Consider the following 21,261-nt stretch of genomic DNA (forward strand, 5'->3'; position numbering starts at 1 on the left):
ATCGCGCGCGATGAAGATCGTCATCTTCGGCGGCACCGGTTTTGTCGGCCTCAATCTGGCCGAGGTGCTGCTCGCGCGTGGGCACGAGGTGACGCTGTATGATCGTGCACCGTTGCCGCCATCCGCGCAGCGATCTCTTGCCGACTACGGCGCACGGCTCAAAGCGGTGCAGGGCGATGTCACCGACGCAGACACCATCGATGCCCTTATCGCAAAGGGCTGCGATGCGATCGTGCTGGGCGCCGCGGTGACCGCCGGGGATGACCTCGAAAGGGCATCGACCGCGCGCGTTCTCGAGATCAACGTCATGGCCCAGATCCCGATCCTGCAAGCCGCGATCCGCCATGGCGTTCGCCGCGTCGTCAATCTGTCGTCGGCCTCGGCCTATGGCGCGGCGGGTGCGCGGGTCGACATTCTCGACGAGGAAACGCCCTGCGATCCCGTCTCGTTCTACGCCATCAGCAAGTTCACTTCGGAACGATCGGTGGCACGGCACGCCGAACTTTTTGGCGGTGATTTCCTGAGTGTGCGGTTGACTGCGGTCTTCGGGCCGTGGGAGCGCCCCGGTTCCGTGCGCGATACGCCGAGCCTCCAATATCAGATATTGGCCGCATTCGCTCGCGGCGAGCCGGCCATCATGCCGGAGCCGGGTCTACGAGACTGGACTTACGCGCCGGACGCTGCCGAAGCCGTCGCGATTCTGGTCGAAGCCGAGCGCACTCGTCACCGGCTGTACAACATTTCGAACGGCGGGGCGTGGCCCGCATTGCAATGGGGCGAGGCGTTCGCAGCGTTGCATCCCGGCCTGGAGTGCCGGCTCGCGGCGCCGGGAGAGAAGACGGCCATCAAGCTGCACGGGCCCTATCGCGCGCCGCTGTCGGTGACGCGAATGGCCGACGAATTCGGTTGGCGCGCGCGGTTCGGCTGCGCCGAGTCCGCTGCCGCGATGAGCGCCTGGCTGAAGCAGCACAAGGAGTGGATCTGAGATGCGGCTGAATGGGCGCACCGCCATCATCACCGGCGCGGGCTCGGGCATCGGCCGCGCCAGCGCAAAACTGTTCGCGGAGGAGGGCGCGCGCCTTGCCCTGGTCGATCGTGATGCCGCTGGCCTCGAGGACACGCTGGGGCTGCTGAGCGAGGCAACGATGCATGTCGGCGACGTCGGCGATGCCGCATTCGCCGAGACGGTCGTCGGCGACGTCGTGGCCCGGCACGGCCGGCTTGACATCCTGATGACGGCAGCCGGCTTCTCCTGTGGCGGCACGGTGCTGACGACGAACCTGGATGACTGGGATGCGGTGTTCCGCGCCAATGTCGGCGGCACCTGGCTGTGGGCGCGGGCCGCGGTGCCGCAGATGCAGCGGCAGAACAGCGGCTCGATCATCACGCTGGCCTCGCAACTCGCCATTGCCGGCGGCAAGGGCAACAGCGCCTATATCGCGGCCAAGGGCGCGATCATCAGCCTGACCCGGACCATGGCGGTGGACTTCGCCACCGACGGCATCCGTGTCAACGCGATCGCGCCTGGCGCGATCGACACGCCGATGCTTCGCCGCAGCTTTGCCCGCCACGCGAATCCGGACGAAGTGCGCGAAGCCTCGCGCAACCGGCACGCCATGAAGCGGTTCGGCCAGGCCGAGGAGATCGCGCAGACCGCGCTGCATCTCGCCAGCGACGCCTCTTCGTTCACGACCGGCACCGTGATGGTGGTCGACGGAGGCTGGCTCGCGGCATGAGTGAGGCGCTCACCCAGCTCGAAGCCGATATTCGCGCCGATCTCTCCAGGATCGCGCATCCCGGCGCTGCCTGGCTCGATCCCAAAACGGGACCCGATGGCAAGCCGGCGCTGGATGTCCTCATCATCGGCGCCGGCCAGTCCGGCATCGCCATCGGCTTCGGCCTGCTGCGCTCGCGCGTCAGCAACATTCTGCTGATCGACAAGGCCGAGGAGGGGAAGGAGGGCCCGTGGCTCACCTACGCCCGGATGCCGACATTGCGCAGCCCGAAGGACTATACCGGGCCCGATCTCGATATCCCCAGCCTGACGTACCAATCCTGGCACGAGGCCCGCTTCGGCAAGGCGAGCTGGCAGGAGCTCGGCCTGATCGCGCGGGAGCATTGGGCAGAGTACCTGCTCTGGCTGCGGCGCACGGTCGGCCTGCCGGTGCGCAATGCTTGTGGGCTGCTGGAGATCGCGCCGGCGGCTGGCGGCCTTCTTGCTGCGCGCGTGAAACGGGCAGGAGGGGACGAAACGCTCTATGCCCGCAAGATCGTGCTCGCGACGGGGCAGGAGGGCATGGGCGATTGGATGATCCCGGAGCAGCTAGCGCATCTGCCGGCGAGCTCCGTTGCAACCGTTGCCGACGACATCGATTTCGAAAGCCTGCGCGGCAAGCGCGTCGCCGTCATCGGTGCCGGCGCCTCCGCTTTCGATAATGCGGCGACTGCGCTGGAAGCCGGAGCCGCCGAGGTGCACCTGCTGTGCCGCCGTGCGCAGATCCAGGTCATCCAGCCCTATCGTTGGCTGACCTTTCGCGGCTTCCTGCGCCATCTCAGCGATCTCGACGATGCCTGGCGCTGGCGCTTCATGCGCAAGATCCTCGAAATGCGCGAGGGATTTCCGCAACCGACCTATGACCGCTGCGCGCGTCACGCCAATTTCATCTTGCACGAGGGCGCGCCGGTCGAAGCCGCGCGCAAGACCGGCAAAGGCGTTGAACTCCAGACGCCACGCGGAGCCATCACGGCCGATTTCGTCATCTGCGGTACCGGCATCGACATGGACTTTGCCGGTCGCGGCGAACTCGCCAATTTCGCCGGCAACATCGCCATCTGGACCGACCGCTACCAGCCGCCGGAAGACGAACGCAACGAACGGCTCGGCCGCTTTCCCTATCTTGCCGACGACTATTCCTTCACCGAGCGCGTGCCGGGAACGACGCCGTGGATCTCCGACGTCCATCTCTTCGCCATCGCCTCCACCATGAGCTTCGGTCCGTCGGGATCGTCGATCAACGCGATGACGACCGCTGTTCCAAAGCTCGTTCACGGCCTGACGCGCGGCCTGTTCCGCGCCGATGTCGAACGGCACTGGGCTTCGCTCAGCGCCTATGACATGCCGCAGGCCGTGGTTGCGCGGCCGGCGCGAAAAATGGGGGAATCGCTGTGATCATCCATGCGCCGCCGCGACGATGCGTCCCCAAAAACGCGCGGTGAGACTGGCGCGCAACTTGCTTCTTTTTGAACCTGCCTTGCTGGCGTTCTGGTTCGAAATTCAGGGAAAAACCAATGCGTTTTGTGTCTTTCAGGTTGGCGTCGTCGGTCCTCGCCACCACCGCGCTGTTGCTCATCGCCGCCGCGCCTTCGCAGGCGCAAACCCGGGCCGAGACCTTGCGCTACGTCACCGGCGCCTCCGTCAACACGCTCGATCCCAACATTCCCGGTTCGACGCGCGAATCCTTCGCGCTGAGCATGAGCACCTATGACCGGCTGGTGGCATTCGGCCGCAAGCAGCTCAACGGCAAATGGGTGTTCGACCTCGATACGATCACCGGCGAGCTCGCCGAATCCTATGACGTCAGTCCCGACGGCCTGAAGATCACTTTCCGCCTGCGCAAGGATGCAAAATTCCAGGACGGCTCGCCCGTCACCGCCGAGGACGTGAAGTGGTCGCTCGACCGCTGCGTCACCGCGCCGATCCTCGGCAAGGCGCAGCTGCTGACGGGCTCGCTGACGTCAGCCGATCAGTTCAAGGTGATCGATCCCCTCACCATCGAGGTGACGCTGCCAAAACCGGACAAGCTTGCGCTGCCTAATCTTGCCACCGTCTATCCGATGATCATCAACTCGAAAGTGGCAAAAGAGCACGCGACGGCTGACGACCCCTGGGCCACGGCCTGGCTGAAGGAGCACACTGCCGGTAGCGGCGCCTATGCGGTCGAAAGCTTCAAGCCCGGCGAGCAGGTGATTCTCAAGCGCGACGAGAGCTGGAACCGCGGCTCGGCCAACAAGCCCGCGTTCTTCAAGCGCATCATCGTGCAGTCGGTGCCGGAGCCGGCGACGCGCGCGAACCTCGTCGAACGCGGCGATGCCGATCTCGTGCTCGACCTGCAGGCGAGCGACGTGCAGTCGCTGGAGGCCAAGGGCAAGCTCAAGGTGATCTCGACGCCGCAATACAACGCGGTCACCTTCGTCTCGATGAACAACCAGATCCCGCCCTTCGACAACGTCAATGTTCGCCGCGCCATCGCTTCCGCGCTGCCCTATGACGACATGTTCAAGGCCGCTCTGTTCGGCCGGGGGGCGCCCCTGTTTGGCGCGACCTGGGCGGACGGCAAGCCGGCGAACGGCATCTATCCGTTCCAGCAGCCGCTGAAGCTCGATCTCGACAAGGCCAGGGAGTACCTCAAAGCCGCTGGTCTTCCCGAGGGCTTCTCGACCACCTTCAGCTTCAACGTCGGCCAGGCCTCGACAGCCGAGCCGATGGCCGCCCTCGTCAAGGAGTCGCTTGGCAAGATCGGTATCAAGGTCGACATCCAGAAGCTGCCGGACGCACAGATGTCGACGCAGATCAACGAGAAGAAGCTGCCGTTCTTCACCGAAGGTATCGTCGCCTGGCTGCCGTCGACCGACTATTTCTACCGCAACTTCTACACCGGCAGTCAGCGCTGGAATTACAGCTCGATCAACAACCCCGACCTTGCGGCGATTGCGCAGGAGGCGCGCTTTGAGCCGGATAAGGCCAAGTACGAGGAAGCCGGCCGCAAGCTCAACGCGATGCATTTCGACCTGATGCCGCAAATCATGCTGTGGCAACCCAATCAGGACGCGGTGATGGCGCCGTCGATCGAAGGCTACACTTACGAGTTCCATCGCCAGGTGGATTATCGCGATGTCAGCCGCAAGTGACATCAGCGGCCAGCAGGGACACTGAATGGTGACGACCGGTCTTGGTGCAACGATGGTGCGGGCGGGCAGGCGGCTCTTGTCGTCGCTGCCGGCGCTGTTCGGTGTGCTGGTCTTCACCTTCCTCTTGATGCGCGTCCTGCCCGGCGACCCCGCGGTGTTCTTCGCCTCGGGGCCCAATGCCGGCAAGGAGGAGATCGAGCAGATCCGCAAGCAGATGGGGCTCGACAAATCCGTGCCGGAGCAGCTCGTGTTCTATCTCTCCGACATCGGCCACGGCAATCTCGGCCGCTCGATGATGACCGGCCAGCCGGTGCTGAAGGACCTCCGCGAGCGGCTGCCGGCCTCCCTGGAGCTCACCTTCACCGCACTCCTGATCGCGCTGATCGCGGCGGTGCCGCTCGGCGTCATCGCGGCGCTGCGGCCGGGATCGATCATCGATCACGGCGTGCGGCTGTTCTGCGCGCTCGGCGTCTGCGTGCCGACCTTCGTCTCGGGCCTGCTGTTGATCTACGTCTTCTATTATCTGCTCGGGCTTGCGCCTGATCCGACCGGGCGGATCGACGTCTTCACCTCGCTGCCGCCGCAGCGCACCGGCTTCCTCTCGATCGATTTCCTGCTCGCCGGTGACGTTGAGGGCTGGTGGGCGGCCTGCAGGCAATTGATCCTGCCGGCGGTGAGCATGGCGCTGTTCGTGATCGCGCCGCTGGCGCGGATCACGCGCGCCTCGATGCTGGTCTCGCTCGGCAGCGATTTCGTGCGCACCGCGCGCTCGGTCGGATTGTCCTGGCGCAAGGTCGTCGTCACCTATGCGCTCCGCAACGCGATCCTGCCCGTCATCACCATCGCCGGCATCGTGTTCTCGACCATGCTGGGCGCCAATGTGCTGGTGGAGAAAGTGTTCTCCTGGCCGGGCGTGGCCTCCTATGCGCTCGACGCGTTGCTGTCGTCCGACTATGCGCCGGTGCAGGGCTTCGTGCTGCTGATGGCCAGCCTGTTCGTGCTGGTCAATCTCGTCGTGGACATCTGCTACGGCATCGCCGATCCCAGGGTGTCGATCGAATGACTAGCGCCACACTTCGCCATTCGGTCTGGATTTTGCGCGGCAATCCGCTGACGGCGGTGGCCGCGGCCGGGGTGACGCTGTTCGTCCTGGTCGCGATCTTTGGTCCCTGGATCGTGCCCGATGATCCCGTGGTCTCGAACGTGTCGGAGGCGCTGTTGCCGCCGAGCGCCGCGCATCTCGCCGGCACCGACCAACTCGGGCGCGACGTGTTCAGCCGTCTCATCATCGCCGCGCGGCTCGACCTTGCCATCGCAGTCTCCGCGGTCGGCATCTCCTTCGTGATCGGGGCCGTCGTCGGTTCGTTCTGCGGCTATGCCGGCGGCAAGCTCGATCGCGCCGTCGGCCGCTTCGTCGACGTGATGATGGCGTTTCCGCTGTTCGTACTGGCGATGGCGATGGTCGCCGCCCTCGGCAACCGGATCGAGAACATCGTGATCGCTACCGCGATCATCAATCTTCCTTTCTACATCCGCTTCGCACGCGCCGAGGTCAATGTCCGGCGCAATGTCGGCTGGGTCGAGGCTGCGCGCGCCTGCGGCGAGAGCCATTTCTCAGTGGTGCTGCGCTTCCTGCTGCCGAACATCCTGCCGGCGATGGCGGTGCAGATCTCGCTCAATCTGGGTTGGGCCATTCTCAACGCCGCCGGCCTGTCCTTCATCGGCCTCGGCGTGAAGCCGCCGACGCCGGAATGGGGCATCATGGTCGCGGAAGGGGCGCGCTTCATCTCGACCGGACGCTGGTGGCTGGTGGCCTTTCCGGGCCTTGCGCTGATGCTGGCAGTGCTGTGCTTCAATCTCCTCGGCGACGGAATGCGGGACATTCTCGACCCCCGGATGCGCACATGAGCGAGGACCTGCTCAGGATCGACGACCTCCACGTCGCGTTCTCGACGCGGCGGGGCATTGTGGAGGCCGTGCGCGGCGTGACGCTCACCGTCAAGGCCGGCGAGATGCTCGGCCTCGTCGGCGAGAGCGGCTCGGGCAAGTCGGTCACCGGCTTTGCGACGACGCGGCTGCTGGATGCCGCCGGCCGCGTCACCGGCGGCAAGATCCTGTTTCGCGGGCAGGACGTCACCAAGCTCCGCGGCGATGATCTGCGACAGTTGCAGGGCGCCGCAATGTCGATGATCTTCCAGAACCCGCGGGCGGCGCTAAATCCGATCCGTGCGATCGGCCTGCAGATCGCGGACGCGATCCTCACCCACAAGCGTATCTCGAAAGAGGCCGCGCGCGCCGAGGCGCTGGAGTTGCTGCGCGCGGTCCAGATCCGCGATCCCGAGGCGCGGATGACCGCTTATCCGCACGAGCTTTCCGGCGGCATGTGCCAGCGCGTCATGATCGCGATCGCGATCTCCTGCAATCCTGCGCTGTTGATCGCGGACGAGCCGACCACCGGCCTCGATGTCACCACGCAGAAGGTGGTGATGGATCTCCTGGCAGACATTGCCGCCGCGCGTGGCATGGCGACGATCCTGATCACGCATGACCTCGGCCTCGCGGCGCGCTATTGCCGCCGCATCGCCGTGATGGAGCGCGGCCGCATCGTCGAGGAGGCGAGCCCCAGCACGCTCTTCGGCGCGCCGCAGCACGCCTATACGAGGCGCCTGGTTGCGGCATCGCCGACGGCGACGTCACGGATCGAAGATCTCGTGACGGAGGAGGAGCGCGAGCGTTATACGGCCGTTCTCGGCAAGCCACGGCAGGAGTCCGCACACGGGACACCGCCATTGCTGGAAGTGCGCAAGCTCGCCAAGCGGTTCGATCAGGGCTCTGCCGCGGTGGCCGACTTCTCGATGACGATGGCCGGCGGCGAGAGCGTCGGTCTCGTCGGCGAATCCGGCTCCGGCAAGAGCACGACCTCGCGGATGATCTGCCGCCTGATCGATCCGAGCGAAGGCGACATCGTGTTCGACGGGCAGTCGATCGGCCACGTGGCGGCGCGCGATTTCCACCGCTCGCCCCTGCGCAAAGACATCCAGATGGTCTTTCAGGACCCGAACGAGAGTCTCAACCCGCGCTTCACGGCGTTCGATTGCATTGCCCATCCCTTGATGCGGCTCGACGGCATGCGCGCGGGCGAGGGGCTGCGCAAACGGGTGGAGGAATGCGCCGAGCGGGTGGGACTGCCGGTCGATCTGTTGCCGCGGTTTCCGCATCAGCTCTCGGGCGGTCAGAAAGCCCGCGTCGGCATTGCCCGCGCCATCGCCTGCCGGCCGCGGCTTCTGGTGCTGGACGAGCCGACCGCCGCGCTCGACGTCTCGGTGCAGGCGGTTGTGCTGCAGCTGCTCGATCGCCTCAGGCGTGAAAACGACATTGCACTGCTGTTCGTCAGCCACGATCTCAACGTCGTGCGCATGCTGTGTGACCGCACCATCGTGCTGCGCAACGGCGGCATCGTGGAGCAGGGCGAGAGCCGGGCCCTGTTCGATAATCCGAAGACCGACTACACGCGCAAGTTGGTCGAGGCGATTCCGCATTTCGAGGCCGGGCCGGTCCTGGCGGTCGCTCTTTGAGGCCGGGATCAGCCCAAATGGCGGTGAGATCCCACTGGCGATGGCGCATTTAGTGGCATACCATTTGCTTGCAAATGGGCTCGGTTTCACTTGCCCTTTGCCAATGAACAGCTGGCATCACGGCATTACTGGGAGGACTTCATGGATCGCAGGACGGTATTGAAGGGGTTGGCGGGCGCGGGCGGTCTGGCATTGACAGGCGGCCTGTCGGCCCCGGCGATCGCTCAGGGCGCCGCGGCCCGCACCCTGCGTTTCGTGCCGCAGGCCAATCTCGCCAATTTCGACCCGATCTGGGGCACGCAATATGTCGTGCGCAATGCCGCCGCGATGGTCTGGGACACGCTCTACGGCATCGATTCCTCGCTGAAGCCGCAACGCCAGATGGTCGAGTCCGAGGAGGTGACCGACGACGGCACGACCTGGACGTTCAAGCTGCGCTCCGGGCTCAAGTTCCACGATGGCGAGCCGGTGCTCAGCAAGGACGTCGTGGCAAGCTTGACGCGCTGGTCGGCGCGCGACCCGATGGGTCTGATGATCAAGGCGCTGCAGCAGGAGCTGACCGCGGTCGACGATCGCACATTCAAATGGGTGCTCAAGCAGCCCTTCCCGAAGATGCTCTACGCGCTGGCCAAGAACAACTCGCCTTGCGGCTTCATCATGCCCGAGCGCATCGCGCAGACCGATCCGTTCAAGCAGATCACCGACTATGTCGGCTCCGGGCCGATGAAGTTCGTCAAGGGCGAATGGGTGCCGGGCGCGAAGGCGGTGTTCGAGAAATTTGCGGACTACGTGCCGCGGCAGGAGAAGGCGTCCTGGCTCGCGGGCGGCAAGCAGATGCAGCTTGATCGCATCGAATGGATCGTGATGCCGGATCCGGCCACGGCCGCCGCTGCCTTGCAGAACGGCGAGGTCGATTGGTGGGAAAACCCGATTGCCGACCTCGTGCCTGTTCTGAAGAAGAACAAGAACATCAGCGTCGACATCGGCGATCCGCTGGGCAATATCGGCTCGTTCCGGATGAATCATCTGTTCGCGCCGTTCAACGACGTGCGGGCGCGGCGTGCCGTGCTGATGGCGCTCAGCCAGGAAGACTATATGCGCGCGATCGTCGGCGACGACACCGCTCTCTGGAAGCCGCTGCCCGGCTTCTTCACGCCGGAGACGCCGCTCTACAGCGAAGTCGGTGGCGAGATCCTGAAGGGCAAGCGCGATTTCGATGCGGCCAAGAAGCTGCTCGCCGAGAGCGGCTATTCCGGCCAGCCGGTGACCTGCATCGTGGCGCAGGATCAGCCGATCACCAAGGCAATGGGTGACGTCACCGCGGACCTGCTCAAGAAGCTCGGCATGAATGTCGATTTCGTCGCCACCGATTGGGGCACGGTCGGCTCCCGTCGCGCGCAGAAGACGCCGCCGGGACAGGGCGGCTGGAACATGTTCCACACCTGGCATGCCGGCGCGGACTGCATCAATCCGGCTCCCTACACCGCCATCCGCGCCAACGGCGACAAGGCCTGGTTCGGCTGGCCGAACAGCCCCGGCACCGAGAAGGAGGTCGCGTCCTGGTTCGAGGCCAAGAGCCTCGACGAGGAGAAGGCTGCCATCGGTCGCCTCAACAAGGCGGCGCTCGACGACGTGGTCTACGCGCCCACGGGCTTCTTCCTGAGCTACACCGCCTGGCGCAAGAACGTCTCCGGCGTCACCAAGGGGCCGCTGCCGTTCTTCTGGGGCGTGTCGAAATCTGCATGATCGTGCGCTGAAGCAAGATGCTCTCCTACATCCTCCGTCGCATCGTCGCGACCTTGCCGGTCATGGCAATCGTCGCGCTGTTCGTGTTCAGCCTGCTTTACATCGCGCCCGGCGATCCGGCCGTGGTGATCGCCGGCGATCAGGCAAGCCCGGAGGATGTGGAGCGCATCCGCCAGAGCCTCGGGCTGGACCGGCCCTTCCTGGTCCAGTTCGGAAGCTGGGTCTGGCGCATCCTGCACGGCGATCTCGGCACCTCGATCTTCACCAACCTGCCGGTCTCGGCGATGATCGGGCAGCGTCTCGGCCCGACGCTGTCGCTGATGATCGTCACGCTGCTGCTGACGGTCGTGGTGGCGGTGCCGCTCGGGGTGGTGGCGGCATGGAAGGCCGGCAGCCTGATCGATCGCGTCATCATGGGCTTTGCCGTGTTCGGATTCTCGCTGCCCGTCTTCGTGGTCGGCTACATGCTCGCCTACATCTTCGCGCTGGAGCTGGAATGGCTGCCGGTGCAGGGCTACACGCCGCTCAGCTCCGGCTTCTGGCCGTGGCTCGAGAACCTGATCCTGCCGGCGGTCGCGCTCGGCTGCGTCTATATCGCGCTGGTCGCCCGCATCACGCGGGCAGCCATGCTCGAAGTGCTGCAGCAGGACTATATCCGCACCGCCAAGGCCAAGGGCCTCGGGCAGGGCGGCATCCTGTTCATCCACGCCCTGAAGAACGCGGCGGTGCCGATCGTCACCGTGATCGGGATCGGCATCGCGCTCCTGATCGGCGGCGCGGTCGTCACCGAGAGCGTGTTCGCGATCCCCGGCCTCGGCCGCCTCACCATCGATGCCATCCTGCGCCGCGACTATCCGGTGATCCAGGGCATCGTGCTGCTGTTCAGCTTCGTCTACGTCCTCGTCAATCTGATGATCGACGTCGTCTACACGCTCGTTGACCCGAGGATCCGCTATTGACCGACACCACCGTCAATCCGCAATCGCTTCCGGCCGGCCTCGTCCTTGCGCCGCAACTGCCCGAGATCCTGCGGCCGGTCAGGATTCGGCGCGGCTTCGTCGGCCTCCTGCGCGGCCATCCGACGGTCGCGATCGGCGGCGCATTGCTGCTGACGCTGGTGCTGATCGCGGTCTTTGCGCCTTACCTCGGCACGGTCGACCCGACCGCGCTTGCGCCCGCCAAGCGCACCCGCGCGCCGTCGGCCGATTTCTGGTTCGGCACCGACGTGCTCGGCCGCGACATCTATTCGCGCGTGCTGTTCGGCGCACGCGTCTCGCTCACGGTCGGCCTGTCGGTCGCGATCTTCGCGTCGGCGATCGGCCTTGCCATCGGCATGGTCTCCGGCTTCATTCGCTGGGCCGATGGCATCCTGATGCGGTTCATGGACGGGCTGATGTCGATCCCGCCGATCCTGCTGGCGATCGCGCTGATGGCGCTGACGCGCGGCAGCGTCGGCAACGTCATCCTGGCAATCACCGTGGCCGAGATCCCGCGCGTCTCGCGCCTCGTCCGCAGCGTCGTGCTGTCCTTGCGCGAACAGCCCTATGTGGACGCGGCGGTGGCCTGCGGCACCCGCACACCGATGATCATCCTGCGCCATATCCTGCCCAACACCGTTGCGCCGATGCTGGTGCAGGCGACCTATATCTGCGCCAGCGCCATGATCACGGAGGCGATCCTGTCCTTCATCGGCGCCGGCACGCCGCCGACCATCCCGTCCTGGGGCAACATCATGGCCGAGGGCCGTGCGCTCTGGCAGGTGAAGCCCTACATCGTGTTCTTCCCGGCGGCGTTCCTGTCTGTCACCGTGCTCGCCGTGAATCTGCTCGGCGACGGCCTTCGCGATGCGCTCGATCCGCGCATGGCCAAGAGCCTGTGATGTTGCCTCTGATGGATCGAGGCTGATCGCGATGGCTTTGCTCGAAGTCGAGAACCTCCAGACCCATTTCCGCACGCCCGGCGGCATCAACCGCGCGGTCGACGGGGTGTCCTTCCATGTCAACGAGGGCGAGACGCTCGCCATCGTCGGTGAGTCCGGCTGCGGCAAGTCGGTGACGTCGATGTCCCTGATGCGGCTGATCCCGGAGCCGCCGGGCCGGATCGCAGGCAGCATCCGCTTCGCGGGCAGGGATCTCCTGAAGCTGTCCGACCGCGAGATGCGCGCGATCCGCGGCAACGACATCTCGATGATCTTTCAGGAACCGATGACGAGCCTCAACCCGGTGCTCACCGTCGGCCGCCAGATCCGCGAGACCTTGATGATCCATCAGGGCCTCGACAAGCAGGCGGCGGAGGCGCACGCGGTCGAGATGCTGACACTGGTCGGCATTCCCGAGCCGAAACGGCGCGTCGGCGAATATCCGCACCAGCTGTCCGGCGGCATGCGCCAGCGCGTGATGATCGCGGTGGCGCTGGCCTGCAATCCGAAGCTTCTGATTGCGGACGAGCCGACCACCGCGCTCGACGTGACGATTCAGGCGCAGATCCTCAAGCTGATGCTGGATCTGAAGCGTCGGGTCGGTGCCGCCATCATCCTGATCACGCACGATCTCGGCGTCGTCGCCGAGATCGCCGAGCGCGTCATGGTGATGTATGCCGGCCGCAAGGTCGAGGAGGCGCCGGTGGCGGAGCTGTTCCGTTCCCCGCGCCATCCTTATACGCAAGGCCTGCTTGGCGCGGTACCGAAGCTCGGCTCCTCGCTCGCGGGCACCGCGACCCGCCTCGCCGAGATTCCCGGGCAGGTGCCTGACCTGCGCAAGCCCATCACCGGCTGCGTCTTCGCCGGCCGCTGCGCGCTCGCGACCGACCTCTGCCGGCAATATGCGCCGGGACTGGAAGAGAAGGGCCCGCGCCACGTCGCCGCCTGCCACTACGCTGCCAAGGGAGCTGTTGCGGCATGAGTCCTCCGCTGCTCCAGGTCAACGACCTCAAGAAGCATTTTCCGATCAACAAGGGCCTCTTCGGGCGGCAAACCGAATTCGTCTATGCGGTCGACGGCGTGTCGTTCGAGATCGCGCGCGGCGAGACCTTGTCGCTGGTCGGCGAGTCCGGCTGCGGCAAGTCGACGGTCGGCCGCGCCATCCTGCGGTTGTTCGAGATCACCTCGGGGCAGGTCATCCTCGACGGCCAGAGGATCGACGACGCCGCACCGAGCACGATGCGCCAGATGCGCCGCCGCGTGCAGGTCGTGTTCCAGGATCCGTTCTCGAGCCTCAATCCGCGCATGCGCGTGCGCGACATTCTCGCCGAGCCGATCCGCAATTTCGGCCTCGCGAAGTCCGCGGAGGACCTCGAGGTCCGCGTCACGTCGCTGATGGACACGGTGCGCCTGCCGCGCGAGGCGCTGAACCGCAGGCCGCACGAATTCTCCGGCGGCCAGCGTCAGCGCATCGGTATTGCGCGGGCGCTCGCGGCCGAGCCCGAGCTGATCGTGTGCGACGAGGCGGTCTCCGCGCTCGACGTTTCAGTCAAGGCGCAGATCGTCAATCTGCTGCAGGATCTCCAGCGCGAGTTCGGCCTCGCGCTGCTGTTCATCAGCCACGATCTCGCCATCGTCGAGCACATGACTCACCGCGTGGCGGTGATGTATCTCGGCAAGATCGTCGAGGTGGCACCGCGCCGCGAGATCTTTGCCGCGCCGAGGCACCCCTATACCAAGGCGCTGCTCTCGGCCGTGCCGCTGCCGGAGCCCGGAGCCCAGCGCAATCCCATCATCCTCAAGGGCGACGTGCCGAGCCCGATCAACCCGCCGAAGGGGTGTCGCTTTCATACCCGGTGTCCCTTCGTCTTCGATCGTTGCCGGACCGAGGAGCCGACGCTGCGCGCGATAGGACCCGAGCAGTGGGTGGCCTGTCACCTCGAAGAGCCGCCGCAGGGGCTCATCCCTGCCGGCGCAGGAAGCCCGTGATCGTCACCTTTTCCCAGATGCCGGCCGCGGCAAAGGGATCTGCACGGTTGAAGGCTTCGACCTCGGCGCGGCCAGGAGCCTCGATCAGGAACAGGCTGCCGATCATGGTCTGGCCATCGTCGGAGACCAGCGGTCCCGACATCACGATCTTGACGCCCAAGCGCGAGGTGTCGCTGAGGAAGGCCTTGTGGGCATCGTAGTTGGCGAGCCGGGTCGGCAACGCGTCGGCGCGATCGACGGCGTGAATGGCGAACAGCATCGTGTCTCCGTTTCTTGCGTCAGTTCTTGGGACGGCCGCGGGCTGCGGCCGTCCAGGCTTGTTGTGATCGGGTCGTCTACTTCGCGCTGAGCTTGCCGGCGTCCTCGAAGGTCGGACAGGTCCGCTGCTCCAGCGGCACGTCGAACGGCCCAAAATTGTCCTTGGTGATCACGGTCGGCTTCAGCACGATCTCGCTGATCACGGGCTGGTTCCGTAGCGACCGGATCGCCATCATGGTGCCGAGGCAGCCTTGCGCAAATCCGTTGTAGTCGCCGCTCGCCAGCAGCTTCCCGGACTTGATCGCGTCGATCGCCTCCTTGGTGCCGTTGATGCCGATCACCTGCGCCTTGCGGTTGGCGCCGTCGAGCGCCTCGATCGCGCCGACTGCCATGGCGTCGTTGGCGGCGAGCACGCCGTCGATCTGCGAATTCGACTGCATCAAATTCTCCATGACCTGGAGCGCCTGGAGCCGCTGATAGTTGCCTGGCTGCGAGGCCAAGAGCTTGGCGCCGGGAGCCTCCTTCAACGCGTCGTTGAAGCCGCGCACGCGGTCGACATTGGTCAGCGAGCCCTTGACGCCCTCGATGATGACGATGTTGCCCTTGCCGCCGAGCGTCTTGAGCAGGAAGCGCGCGGTCTCCAGTCCAAGGCTGTAATCGTCGGCGCCGACGAAGGACAGGAACTTGCCGCCGGCAGAGCGATCGGTGATGTTGACGACCGGGATCTTCGCTTCGTTGATCTTCTCGACCCCCGGCACCATCGCCTTGTAGTCGACCGGCGTGAACACGATCGCGCTCGGCTTCTTCACGACGACGTCCTCGATCTGGCTGAGCTGCTCGGGAATCGAGTCCGGCTTGGTCGGGATGTATTGCAGCGTCTTCGCGTTCAGCGTCTTCGCCATGTTGTCGGCGCCGACCCGCACCGTCTGGAAGAACGGATTGGTCTGGTTCTTGGTGAAGACGGCGATGGTCTCGCCGTCGGCACGTGCCCCAGTCGTGAACGCCGCCGCCATCAGCAGCGGCAGCGCCAGATAGCCCAGTCCTTGTTTCATGTTGCCTCCATCCCTCATTTTGCTTGTTGGATTGCTAGAACTCATTGCGCGCGGCGGCGGGTCTTCATGTCGAGCCAGACGGCGAGAATGACGATGACGCCGGTGACGAGCGGCTGCCAATTGGCGCTGACCGACAGCAGGTTCATGCCGTTCAGCACCAGGGTCAGGATCAGCGCGCCGATGAATGTGCCGAACACGGTGCCGACGCCGCCGAACAGCGAGGTGCCGCCGATCAGCACGGCCGCGATCGCCGGCAGCGTCAGGCTCTCGCCGATGTCGGCCTCGGCCGAATTGAGCCGCGACAGGAAGATGATCGAGGCAAGACCCGCCATGGTGCCCGATACCGCGTAGACCAGCAGCAGGCGCCGCGCGACCGGAATGCCGGAGAGCCTCGCCGCGACCGGATTGGCGCCGATCGCATAGATCTCCTGGCCCCAGATCGTGCGCTGGGCGAAGAACGTCCCGATCCCGAGGAACACCAGCAGCAGGTAGACCGGGATCGGCAGGCCGAACAGATAGCCACTGCCGATCTGGCGGAAGCCGGCCGGGAAGCCGTGCAGGGTCTCGCCCGCCATGTACCAATAGGTGAGACCGTTCAGCACCCAGAGCATGCCGTAGGTGGCGATGAAGGAGGGGATGCGCAGCGCTGTGACCATGACGCCGTTGAGCAGGCCAACGATGCCGCCGCACGCAAGGCCGGTGAGGATGCCGAGCGCCGGCGAGCCGGTCTTGTGGATCACGGTCCCCGCGATACAGGCCGACAGCGCGACATTGGCGCCGACGGAGAGATCGAGGCCGGCGGTCAGCACCACCAGTGTCAGGCCGGAGGCGATGAAGAAGGTCAGGCTCGCCTGCCTCAGCACGTTGAGGATGTTGCCGAGGCTGAGGAAGGAATCGCTGAGCACGGCGAGGACGGCGCAGATCAGGAAAGCCGCGAGCAGGCGATAGAACAGCTGGACCGCGTCCTGCGACAGGAAGGAACGGGGCGGCGCGATGGCGCCCTTGGTGATATCGGTCATGTGCGGCTCCTGAGGCCGTCGAGGAACAGGGCAACGATGACGAGCACACCGACGCTGGCGACCTGCACCGAGGAGGGCAGCGAGATCAGGTTCAGCCCATTCCGCAACACGCCGACGGAGAGAACCCCGAGCAGCGTGCCAAGCAGCCAGCCATTGCCGCGCTCGAACGAGGTGCCGCCGACGGCGACGGCCGCGATGGCATCGAACTCCAGCCCGAGACCGGCGGTGGGGTGGCCGGAATTCATGCGTGCGGTCATCAAGAGGCCGGCGATGCCGGCCATGGCGCCGCCGATCGCATAGACCGCAATCAGCAGCTTGTTGGGCGAGAGGCCGGCATAGCGCAGCGCCTCGCGGTTGCCGCCGAGGGCGAAGATATAGGTGCCGAAGCGGGTGTGATAGAGCAGGCCGTGAAAGGCAGCGTAGGTCACCAGCGCCATCACGATCGGCACGGGAATGCCGAGCAGCGTCGCCGAATAGATGTCGCGCACGCTGTGGGGAATGCCGACCACGCTCTGGCCGTCGCTGACGATCAGCGACAGGCCTTGCGCCATGCCGAGCGTGCCGAGCGTCGCGACAAAGGGCGGAATGCCGAGGATAGCGACCAGCCACCCGTTGGCAACGCCAAAGGCCGCGCCGACCAGAAGGCCGGCGCCAAGGCCCAGCAGCATCGATTTGGTCGCCAGCGACACGATCGCGACGCAGAGCGAGGTCAGCGTCAGCACCGCGCCCATCGACAGGTCCAGCCCCTCCGTCATGATGATCAGCGTCATCGGCAGCGCGAGCATGGTCAGGATGGTCGACTGCACCAGCACGTTGGAGAGGTTGGCGACCGACAGGAAGCCGGGCGCGATCGCGCTGAACAGCGCGATCAGCAGTACCAGCACGATGGCAACGCCGGGAATGCGCTGCAGCGGATTGGGTTGGGCGACGACCGCGGCTTCACGCATGATGCATCCCCAGTCGCACGATGTTCTCCTCGGTCAATTCGTTGCGGGGCAGGTGGCCGGCGATGCGCCCCTCGCGCATCACATAGGCGCGATCGCAGACATGGCAGATCTCGACCTGCTCGGACGAGATCATCAACGCCGCCGCGCCTTCCGCGACGAGGCGGTCGATCAACGCGAAGATCTCGGACTTGGCGCCGATGTCGATGCCGCGCGTCGGCTCATCGAAGATGAAGAGTTTCGAGCCGGCCGCGAGCCATTTGCCGATCACGACCTTCTGCTGGTTGCCGCCCGAGAGCAGGCCGACGGTCTGGCGTGCGCTCGGTGTCGCGACGCGGAGCTGTCGGATCAGGCCGTCGGCGGTACGCTGGGCCGAGCGTTGGTCGAACAGCCCACTCGGGAACAGCTTCCTCAGCGCCGACACCACCAGATTGTCGCTGACGGATCGCAGCAGCGCGAGGCCTTCGCTCTTGCGGCTCTCCGGGATCAGCGCGATGCCGCGGCGGGCGGCGAGATCCGGCTCGCCGGAAATGCTCTTGCCCTCGAAGATGATCTCGCCCGATGTCACGGGATCGGCGCCGAAGATCGCGCGCGCGACCTCGCTGCGGCCGGAGCCGACCAGCCCGCACAGGCCGACGATCTCGCCCCGGCGCACCTCGATGTTGATGTCGGAGATGCCGGTCGGCGCGCTCAGGCCCTTGACCTGCAGCAACACCTCGCCGGGCTTGTCGGCAAAATGGCGCGGGTAGGTCATGTCGACGTTGCGGCCGACCATCATGCGGACAAGCTGGTCCGGCGTGACGTCGGCGGGCCGGACACCATCGATGCGGCGGCCGTCGCGCAGCACGGTGATGCGATCGCCGAGCGCGAACACTTCGGCCATACGGTGGGAGATGTAGACGATCGAGACGCCGTCCGCCTTCAGCCGCGCGATCGATGCGAACAAGAGCTCGGTCTCGCGGTCGGACAGCGCAGCAGTCGGCTCGTCCATGACCAGGATGCGGGCGTTCTGGCTGATCGCCTTGGCGATCTCGACCATCTGCTGCTGCGCGACGCCGAGCTTGTCGACGGTGGTGGAGGGATCGATGTCGAAGCCGATGGTGTTGAGCACGCGTCTGGCGTCGGCCAATATCTTGCGGCGGTCGATGGTGCCGGGGATGCGGCCCTTCGGTTCGCGCCCCAAAAAGATATTCTGGGCGATGTCGAGATGGGGAACCAGCGAGAATTCCTGGAAGATGACGGCAATGCCGAGCTTCTGCGCATCCGCGGTCGAGGAGATCGCGACCTTCTCGCCCTTGTGGTAGAATTCGCCGGCGTCGGCGCGATAGGCGCCGCACAGCACCTTCATCAGGCTCGATTTGCCGGCGCCGTTCTCGCCCAGCAGCATGTGGACCTCGCCGGGGTAGACGGCAAAGGACACGTCGTCCAGCGCCTTGACGCCGGGAAATTCCTTGCTGATGCCGCGCAGCTCCAGCAGCGGCGTGGGTGAGGTGACCTCGATCGGAAGCGCGTCGCTCATGCTTTGGCTCCGCCAGCAAAGATCTTTCCGGGGTTCATCAATCCGGCGGGATCGAGCGCCGTCTTGATCGATCGCATCACGTCCACGGCCTCGCCGAGCTCATCGGAGAGATAATCGATCTTGCCGAGCCCGATGCCGTGCTCGCCGGTGCAGGTGCCGTCCATGGCAATGGCGCGCGCGACCATGCGGGCCTGCAGCGCCTTGGCGCCTTCGGCCTCCTCCGGCTTTGTCGGGTCGATCAGGATCAGCATGTGGAAATTGCCGTCACCGACATGGCCGACGATCGGTGCGGTGAAACCGTGCGCGTCCGCATCGCGCCGCGTCTCGGTCAGGCATTCCGCCAGCCGTGAGATCGGCACGCAGACGTCGGTGATCACCGCGCGTGCGCCGGGCCGCAGGCCGAGGCCGGCATAGAGCGTGTTGTCGCGGGCGTGCCAGAGCCGGCTGCGGTCTTCCTGTGCCTTGGCCCAGGCAAAGCCATGGCCGCCGTGGTCGGCCGCGATCGCCTGCGCGGCCTCGGCCTGTTCGGCGACCGATGTCTCCGAGCCATGGAATTCGAAGAACAGGGTGGGCGCCTCGCGATAGCCGAGCTTGGCGTAGGCGTTGATGCCGCGCATCATGACGTCGTCGAGCAGCTCGATGCGCGCCACGGGGATCGCGGACTGGATCACGGAGATCGCGGTGTCGACGGCGTCGTGCAGGGTGTCGAAGCTGCAGGCTGCCGCCGAGATCGCCTGCGGCACCGGATGGACCTTCAGCGTGATCTCCGTGATGATGCCGAGCGTGCCTTCCGCGCCGACGAACATGCGCGTCAAATCATACCCGGCCGCCGATTTGCGCGCGCGCCTGGCGGTGCGAATGATGCGCCCGTCGGCCAGCACGACCTCGAGCGCCATGACGTTGTCCTTCATGGTGCCGTAGCGCACCGCCATCGTGCCCGAGGCGCGGGTCGAGGTCATGCCGCCGATCGAAGCGTCGGCGCCCGGATCGATCGGGAAGAACAGGCCGGTGTTGCGCAGCTCCGCATTGAGCTGCTTGCGGGTGATGCCGGGCTGCACCACGACGTCCATGTCGCTGTCGTGCAGGCTGAGCACCTTGTTCATGCGCGCGAAGTCGAAGCAGACGCCGCCGGCGACCGCGGCCGCATTGCCCTCGAGCGAGGTCCCGGCGCCGAACGGGACAATCGGCATGCCCGCGCTCGCGCAGAGCTTGACGATTTCGGCGACCTCCTGCGTGGTCTCGGGGAAGACCACGATATCGGGCGGCAGGTTCTGATAATGCGACTCGCTCTGCCCGTGCTGATCGAGCACGCCGCGCGCGACGCTCACGCGCGGGCCGATCATGCCGGTGAGGCGATCGGCCAATGTGCCCGTGCTGACCCGCGGTCCCATCCTCAGCTCCCGTCCCTGTTTTACGGACTCTTGTTGGTCCGTCGTTGAGCTTAAGCGGCTCTTGCGCTGCTTGCGACCTGCTTCAGGCCGAAATCATAGTTGAGATGAAAATAGTCGCGCTCCACCATGCGACCATCCGGCGCACGGCCCGCGGGATGCCGGACGAATTCGCGGATCAGACTGTCCTTGACGCCGAACACCACGTCGCTGTCGAGATATTGGTCGCCGGCAACGAAGACGTGCGTCACCAGTTGCTCGAAACCGGGCGCTGAGATCATGAAGTGTACGTGCGCCGGGCGCCAGGGATGGCGTCCCTGCACCTCCAGCATCTCGCCGACCGGTCCGTCATGCGGAATGGGGTAGGCGGCCGGCTTGATCGACCAAAAATGGAAGCGGCCGTTGGCGTCGGTGTGGAAGCAGGCGCGCATCGCGAGATCGCCGATCTTGTCGAGCTGCTGGACGTCGTAGTAGCCGTCGTCGTCGGAATGCCAGACGTCCACGATGGCGCCGGCCAGCGGCTTTCCGTCCACGGTCGAGACCGAGCCGGTGACCAGCATCGGATCGCCTTCCATCGACCCGGAGATGTCAGCGCCGCTGTCCTTCTCCGGCGCGGCCTGGACGAAAAACGGGCCGAGCACCGTGGTCTCGGTCGCGCCTTCCGGCACCGGATGGTTGATGGCGTCGACCAGCATGGAGACGCCGAGCGTGTCCGACAGCAGGATGAATTCCTGACGCTTGTCGTTGCACATGTGCCCGGTGCGGGTCAGGAAGTCGATGCCGTATTCCCATTCCTTCTGGGTCGGCCGCACCTCGCGGACGAACGCGTGAAGGTGACGCACCAGCGCCTCGCTGACCTGCTTGATGCGTGGATCGGTCGCGCCCGCGATCCGCTCCAGCACCGCGTCCGTGATCGTGTTCTCGTTGAAGTTACGCATGTCGGTC

19 protein-coding genes are annotated in these 21,261 nt (G+C 65.7%); 12 read left to right on the top strand and 7 right to left on the bottom strand.

The features are described from left to right. The first annotated feature begins 10 nt into the window (after window positions 1–10). From N2602_RS14470 to N2602_RS14525, 12 genes are all read left to right on the top strand, one after another. On the top strand, window positions 11–985 hold the full coding sequence (locus N2602_RS14470; RefSeq protein ID WP_260383050.1) for an NAD(P)-dependent oxidoreductase: 975 nt from the start codon (window positions 11–13) through the stop codon (window positions 983–985). 1 nt (window position 986) lies between these two features. Further along, on the top strand, window positions 987–1,736 hold the full coding sequence (locus N2602_RS14475) for an SDR family oxidoreductase (protein ID WP_260383051.1): 750 nt from the start codon (window positions 987–989) through the stop codon (window positions 1,734–1,736). After that, on the top strand, window positions 1,733–3,169 hold the full coding sequence (locus N2602_RS14480) for an NAD(P)-binding domain-containing protein (RefSeq protein WP_260383052.1): 1,437 nt from the start codon (window positions 1,733–1,735) through the stop codon (window positions 3,167–3,169). The genes N2602_RS14475 and N2602_RS14480 overlap by 4 nt, the downstream gene beginning before the upstream one ends. A 119-nt stretch (window positions 3,170–3,288) precedes the next feature. Further along, the gene (locus N2602_RS14485; RefSeq protein ID WP_260383053.1) at window positions 3,289–4,908 is read left to right on the top strand and encodes an ABC transporter substrate-binding protein; all 1,620 of its coding nucleotides are present in this window, start codon (window positions 3,289–3,291) and stop codon (window positions 4,906–4,908) included. A gap of 28 nt (window positions 4,909–4,936) precedes the next feature. Next, the gene (locus tag N2602_RS14490) at window positions 4,937–5,971 is read left to right on the top strand and encodes an ABC transporter permease (protein WP_212256988.1); all 1,035 of its coding nucleotides are present in this window, start codon (window positions 4,937–4,939) and stop codon (window positions 5,969–5,971) included. After that, entirely contained in the window at window positions 5,968–6,816 is an 849-nt protein-coding gene (locus N2602_RS14495; protein ID WP_260383054.1) for an ABC transporter permease, read from the top strand. The genes N2602_RS14490 and N2602_RS14495 overlap by 4 nt, the downstream gene beginning before the upstream one ends. Further along, window positions 6,813–8,483 (top strand): ABC transporter ATP-binding protein, encoded by a 1,671-nt coding sequence (gene nikE, locus N2602_RS14500; protein ID WP_260383055.1) that lies wholly within the window; start codon window positions 6,813–6,815, stop codon window positions 8,481–8,483. The genes N2602_RS14495 and nikE overlap by 4 nt, the downstream gene beginning before the upstream one ends. Before the next feature lie 141 nt (window positions 8,484–8,624). Then, window positions 8,625–10,229: an ABC transporter substrate-binding protein gene (locus tag N2602_RS14505; RefSeq protein WP_172784405.1), complete on the top strand. Its 1,605-nt coding sequence runs from the start codon at window positions 8,625–8,627 to the stop codon at window positions 10,227–10,229. A gap of 17 nt (window positions 10,230–10,246) precedes the next feature. Then, the gene (locus N2602_RS14510) at window positions 10,247–11,188 is read left to right on the top strand and encodes an ABC transporter permease (RefSeq protein ID WP_172784406.1); all 942 of its coding nucleotides are present in this window, start codon (window positions 10,247–10,249) and stop codon (window positions 11,186–11,188) included. Beyond that, window positions 11,185–12,108, top strand: coding sequence for an ABC transporter permease (locus N2602_RS14515; protein WP_172784407.1), 924 nt, complete (start codon window positions 11,185–11,187; stop codon window positions 12,106–12,108). Before N2602_RS14510 ends, N2602_RS14515 begins: the two co-directional genes overlap by 4 nt. 31 nt (window positions 12,109–12,139) lie before the next feature. Beyond that, on the top strand, window positions 12,140–13,129 hold the full coding sequence (locus tag N2602_RS14520) for an ABC transporter ATP-binding protein (RefSeq protein ID WP_172784408.1): 990 nt from the start codon (window positions 12,140–12,142) through the stop codon (window positions 13,127–13,129). Beyond that, window positions 13,126–14,136, top strand: coding sequence for an ABC transporter ATP-binding protein (locus N2602_RS14525; RefSeq protein ID WP_212256762.1), 1,011 nt, complete (start codon window positions 13,126–13,128; stop codon window positions 14,134–14,136). Before N2602_RS14520 ends, N2602_RS14525 begins: the two co-directional genes overlap by 4 nt. Here N2602_RS14525 and N2602_RS14530 read toward each other — a convergent pair. The 7 genes from N2602_RS14530 to N2602_RS14560 all read right to left on the bottom strand — a co-directional run bounded on the left by N2602_RS14530 (window position 14,108) and on the right by N2602_RS14560 (window position 21,254). Beyond that, window positions 14,108–14,395, bottom strand: coding sequence for a YciI family protein (locus N2602_RS14530; RefSeq protein ID WP_172784410.1), 288 nt, complete (start codon window positions 14,393–14,395; stop codon window positions 14,108–14,110). The genes N2602_RS14525 and N2602_RS14530 overlap by 29 nt on opposite strands. Before the next feature lie 76 nt (window positions 14,396–14,471). Further along, window positions 14,472–15,446: a sugar ABC transporter substrate-binding protein gene (locus N2602_RS14535; protein ID WP_172784411.1), complete on the bottom strand. Its 975-nt coding sequence runs from the start codon at window positions 15,444–15,446 to the stop codon at window positions 14,472–14,474. Window positions 15,447–15,487: 41 nt separating this feature from the next. Then, on the bottom strand, window positions 15,488–16,465 hold the full coding sequence (locus N2602_RS14540) for an ABC transporter permease (RefSeq protein WP_260383056.1): 978 nt from the start codon (window positions 16,463–16,465) through the stop codon (window positions 15,488–15,490). Next, complete coding sequence (locus N2602_RS14545) at window positions 16,462–17,412, bottom strand: ABC transporter permease (protein ID WP_172784413.1); 951 nt, start codon at window positions 17,410–17,412, stop codon at window positions 16,462–16,464. The genes N2602_RS14540 and N2602_RS14545 overlap by 4 nt, the downstream gene beginning before the upstream one ends. Then, window positions 17,405–18,928, bottom strand: coding sequence for a sugar ABC transporter ATP-binding protein (locus N2602_RS14550; protein ID WP_260383057.1), 1,524 nt, complete (start codon window positions 18,926–18,928; stop codon window positions 17,405–17,407). Before N2602_RS14550 ends, N2602_RS14545 begins: the two co-directional genes overlap by 8 nt. Continuing rightward, a complete protein-coding gene (locus N2602_RS14555) occupies window positions 18,925–20,319 on the bottom strand; it encodes an FAD-linked oxidase C-terminal domain-containing protein (RefSeq protein WP_260383058.1) in 1,395 nt (464 codons plus the stop codon). The genes N2602_RS14550 and N2602_RS14555 overlap by 4 nt, the downstream gene beginning before the upstream one ends. A 50-nt stretch (window positions 20,320–20,369) precedes the next feature. Beyond that, a complete protein-coding gene (locus N2602_RS14560) occupies window positions 20,370–21,254 on the bottom strand; it encodes an intradiol ring-cleavage dioxygenase (protein ID WP_260383059.1) in 885 nt (294 codons plus the stop codon). Between the last annotated feature and the right edge of the window lie 7 nt (window positions 21,255–21,261).

Source organism: Bradyrhizobium sp. NC92 (assembly GCF_025200865.1).
Classification (GTDB): Bacteria; Pseudomonadota; Alphaproteobacteria; order Rhizobiales; family Xanthobacteraceae; genus Bradyrhizobium.

Bases quoted from the DNA above. Each gene is read 5' to 3' on its own strand.
- N2602_RS14470 (WP_260383050.1), top strand. From the start codon at position 11: ATGAAGATCGTCATCTTCGGCGGCACCGGTTTTGTCGGCCTCAATCTG.
- N2602_RS14475 (WP_260383051.1), top strand. From the start codon at position 987: ATGCGGCTGAATGGGCGCACCGCCATCATCACCGGCGCGGGCTCGGGC.
- N2602_RS14480 (WP_260383052.1), top strand. From the start codon at position 1,733: ATGAGTGAGGCGCTCACCCAGCTCGAAGCCGATATTCGCGCCGATCTC.
- N2602_RS14485 (WP_260383053.1), top strand. From the start codon at position 3,289: ATGCGTTTTGTGTCTTTCAGGTTGGCGTCGTCGGTCCTCGCCACCACC.
- N2602_RS14495 (WP_260383054.1), top strand. From the start codon at position 5,968: ATGACTAGCGCCACACTTCGCCATTCGGTCTGGATTTTGCGCGGCAAT.
- nikE (WP_260383055.1), top strand. From the start codon at position 6,813: ATGAGCGAGGACCTGCTCAGGATCGACGACCTCCACGTCGCGTTCTCG.
- N2602_RS14505 (WP_172784405.1), top strand. From the start codon at position 8,625: ATGGATCGCAGGACGGTATTGAAGGGGTTGGCGGGCGCGGGCGGTCTG.
- N2602_RS14510 (WP_172784406.1), top strand. From the start codon at position 10,247: ATGCTCTCCTACATCCTCCGTCGCATCGTCGCGACCTTGCCGGTCATG.
- N2602_RS14520 (WP_172784408.1), top strand. From the start codon at position 12,140: ATGGCTTTGCTCGAAGTCGAGAACCTCCAGACCCATTTCCGCACGCCC.
- N2602_RS14525 (WP_212256762.1), top strand. From the start codon at position 13,126: ATGAGTCCTCCGCTGCTCCAGGTCAACGACCTCAAGAAGCATTTTCCG.
- N2602_RS14530 (WP_172784410.1), bottom strand. From the start codon at position 14,395: ATGCTGTTCGCCATTCACGCCGTCGATCGCGCCGACGCGTTGCCGACC.
- N2602_RS14535 (WP_172784411.1), bottom strand. From the start codon at position 15,446: ATGAAACAAGGACTGGGCTATCTGGCGCTGCCGCTGCTGATGGCGGCG.
- N2602_RS14540 (WP_260383056.1), bottom strand. From the start codon at position 16,465: ATGACCGATATCACCAAGGGCGCCATCGCGCCGCCCCGTTCCTTCCTG.
- N2602_RS14545 (WP_172784413.1), bottom strand. From the start codon at position 17,412: ATGCGTGAAGCCGCGGTCGTCGCCCAACCCAATCCGCTGCAGCGCATT.
- N2602_RS14550 (WP_260383057.1), bottom strand. From the start codon at position 18,928: ATGAGCGACGCGCTTCCGATCGAGGTCACCTCACCCACGCCGCTGCTG.
- N2602_RS14555 (WP_260383058.1), bottom strand. From the start codon at position 20,319: ATGGGACCGCGGGTCAGCACGGGCACATTGGCCGATCGCCTCACCGGC.
- N2602_RS14560 (WP_260383059.1), bottom strand. From the start codon at position 21,254: ATGCGTAACTTCAACGAGAACACGATCACGGACGCGGTGCTGGAGCGG.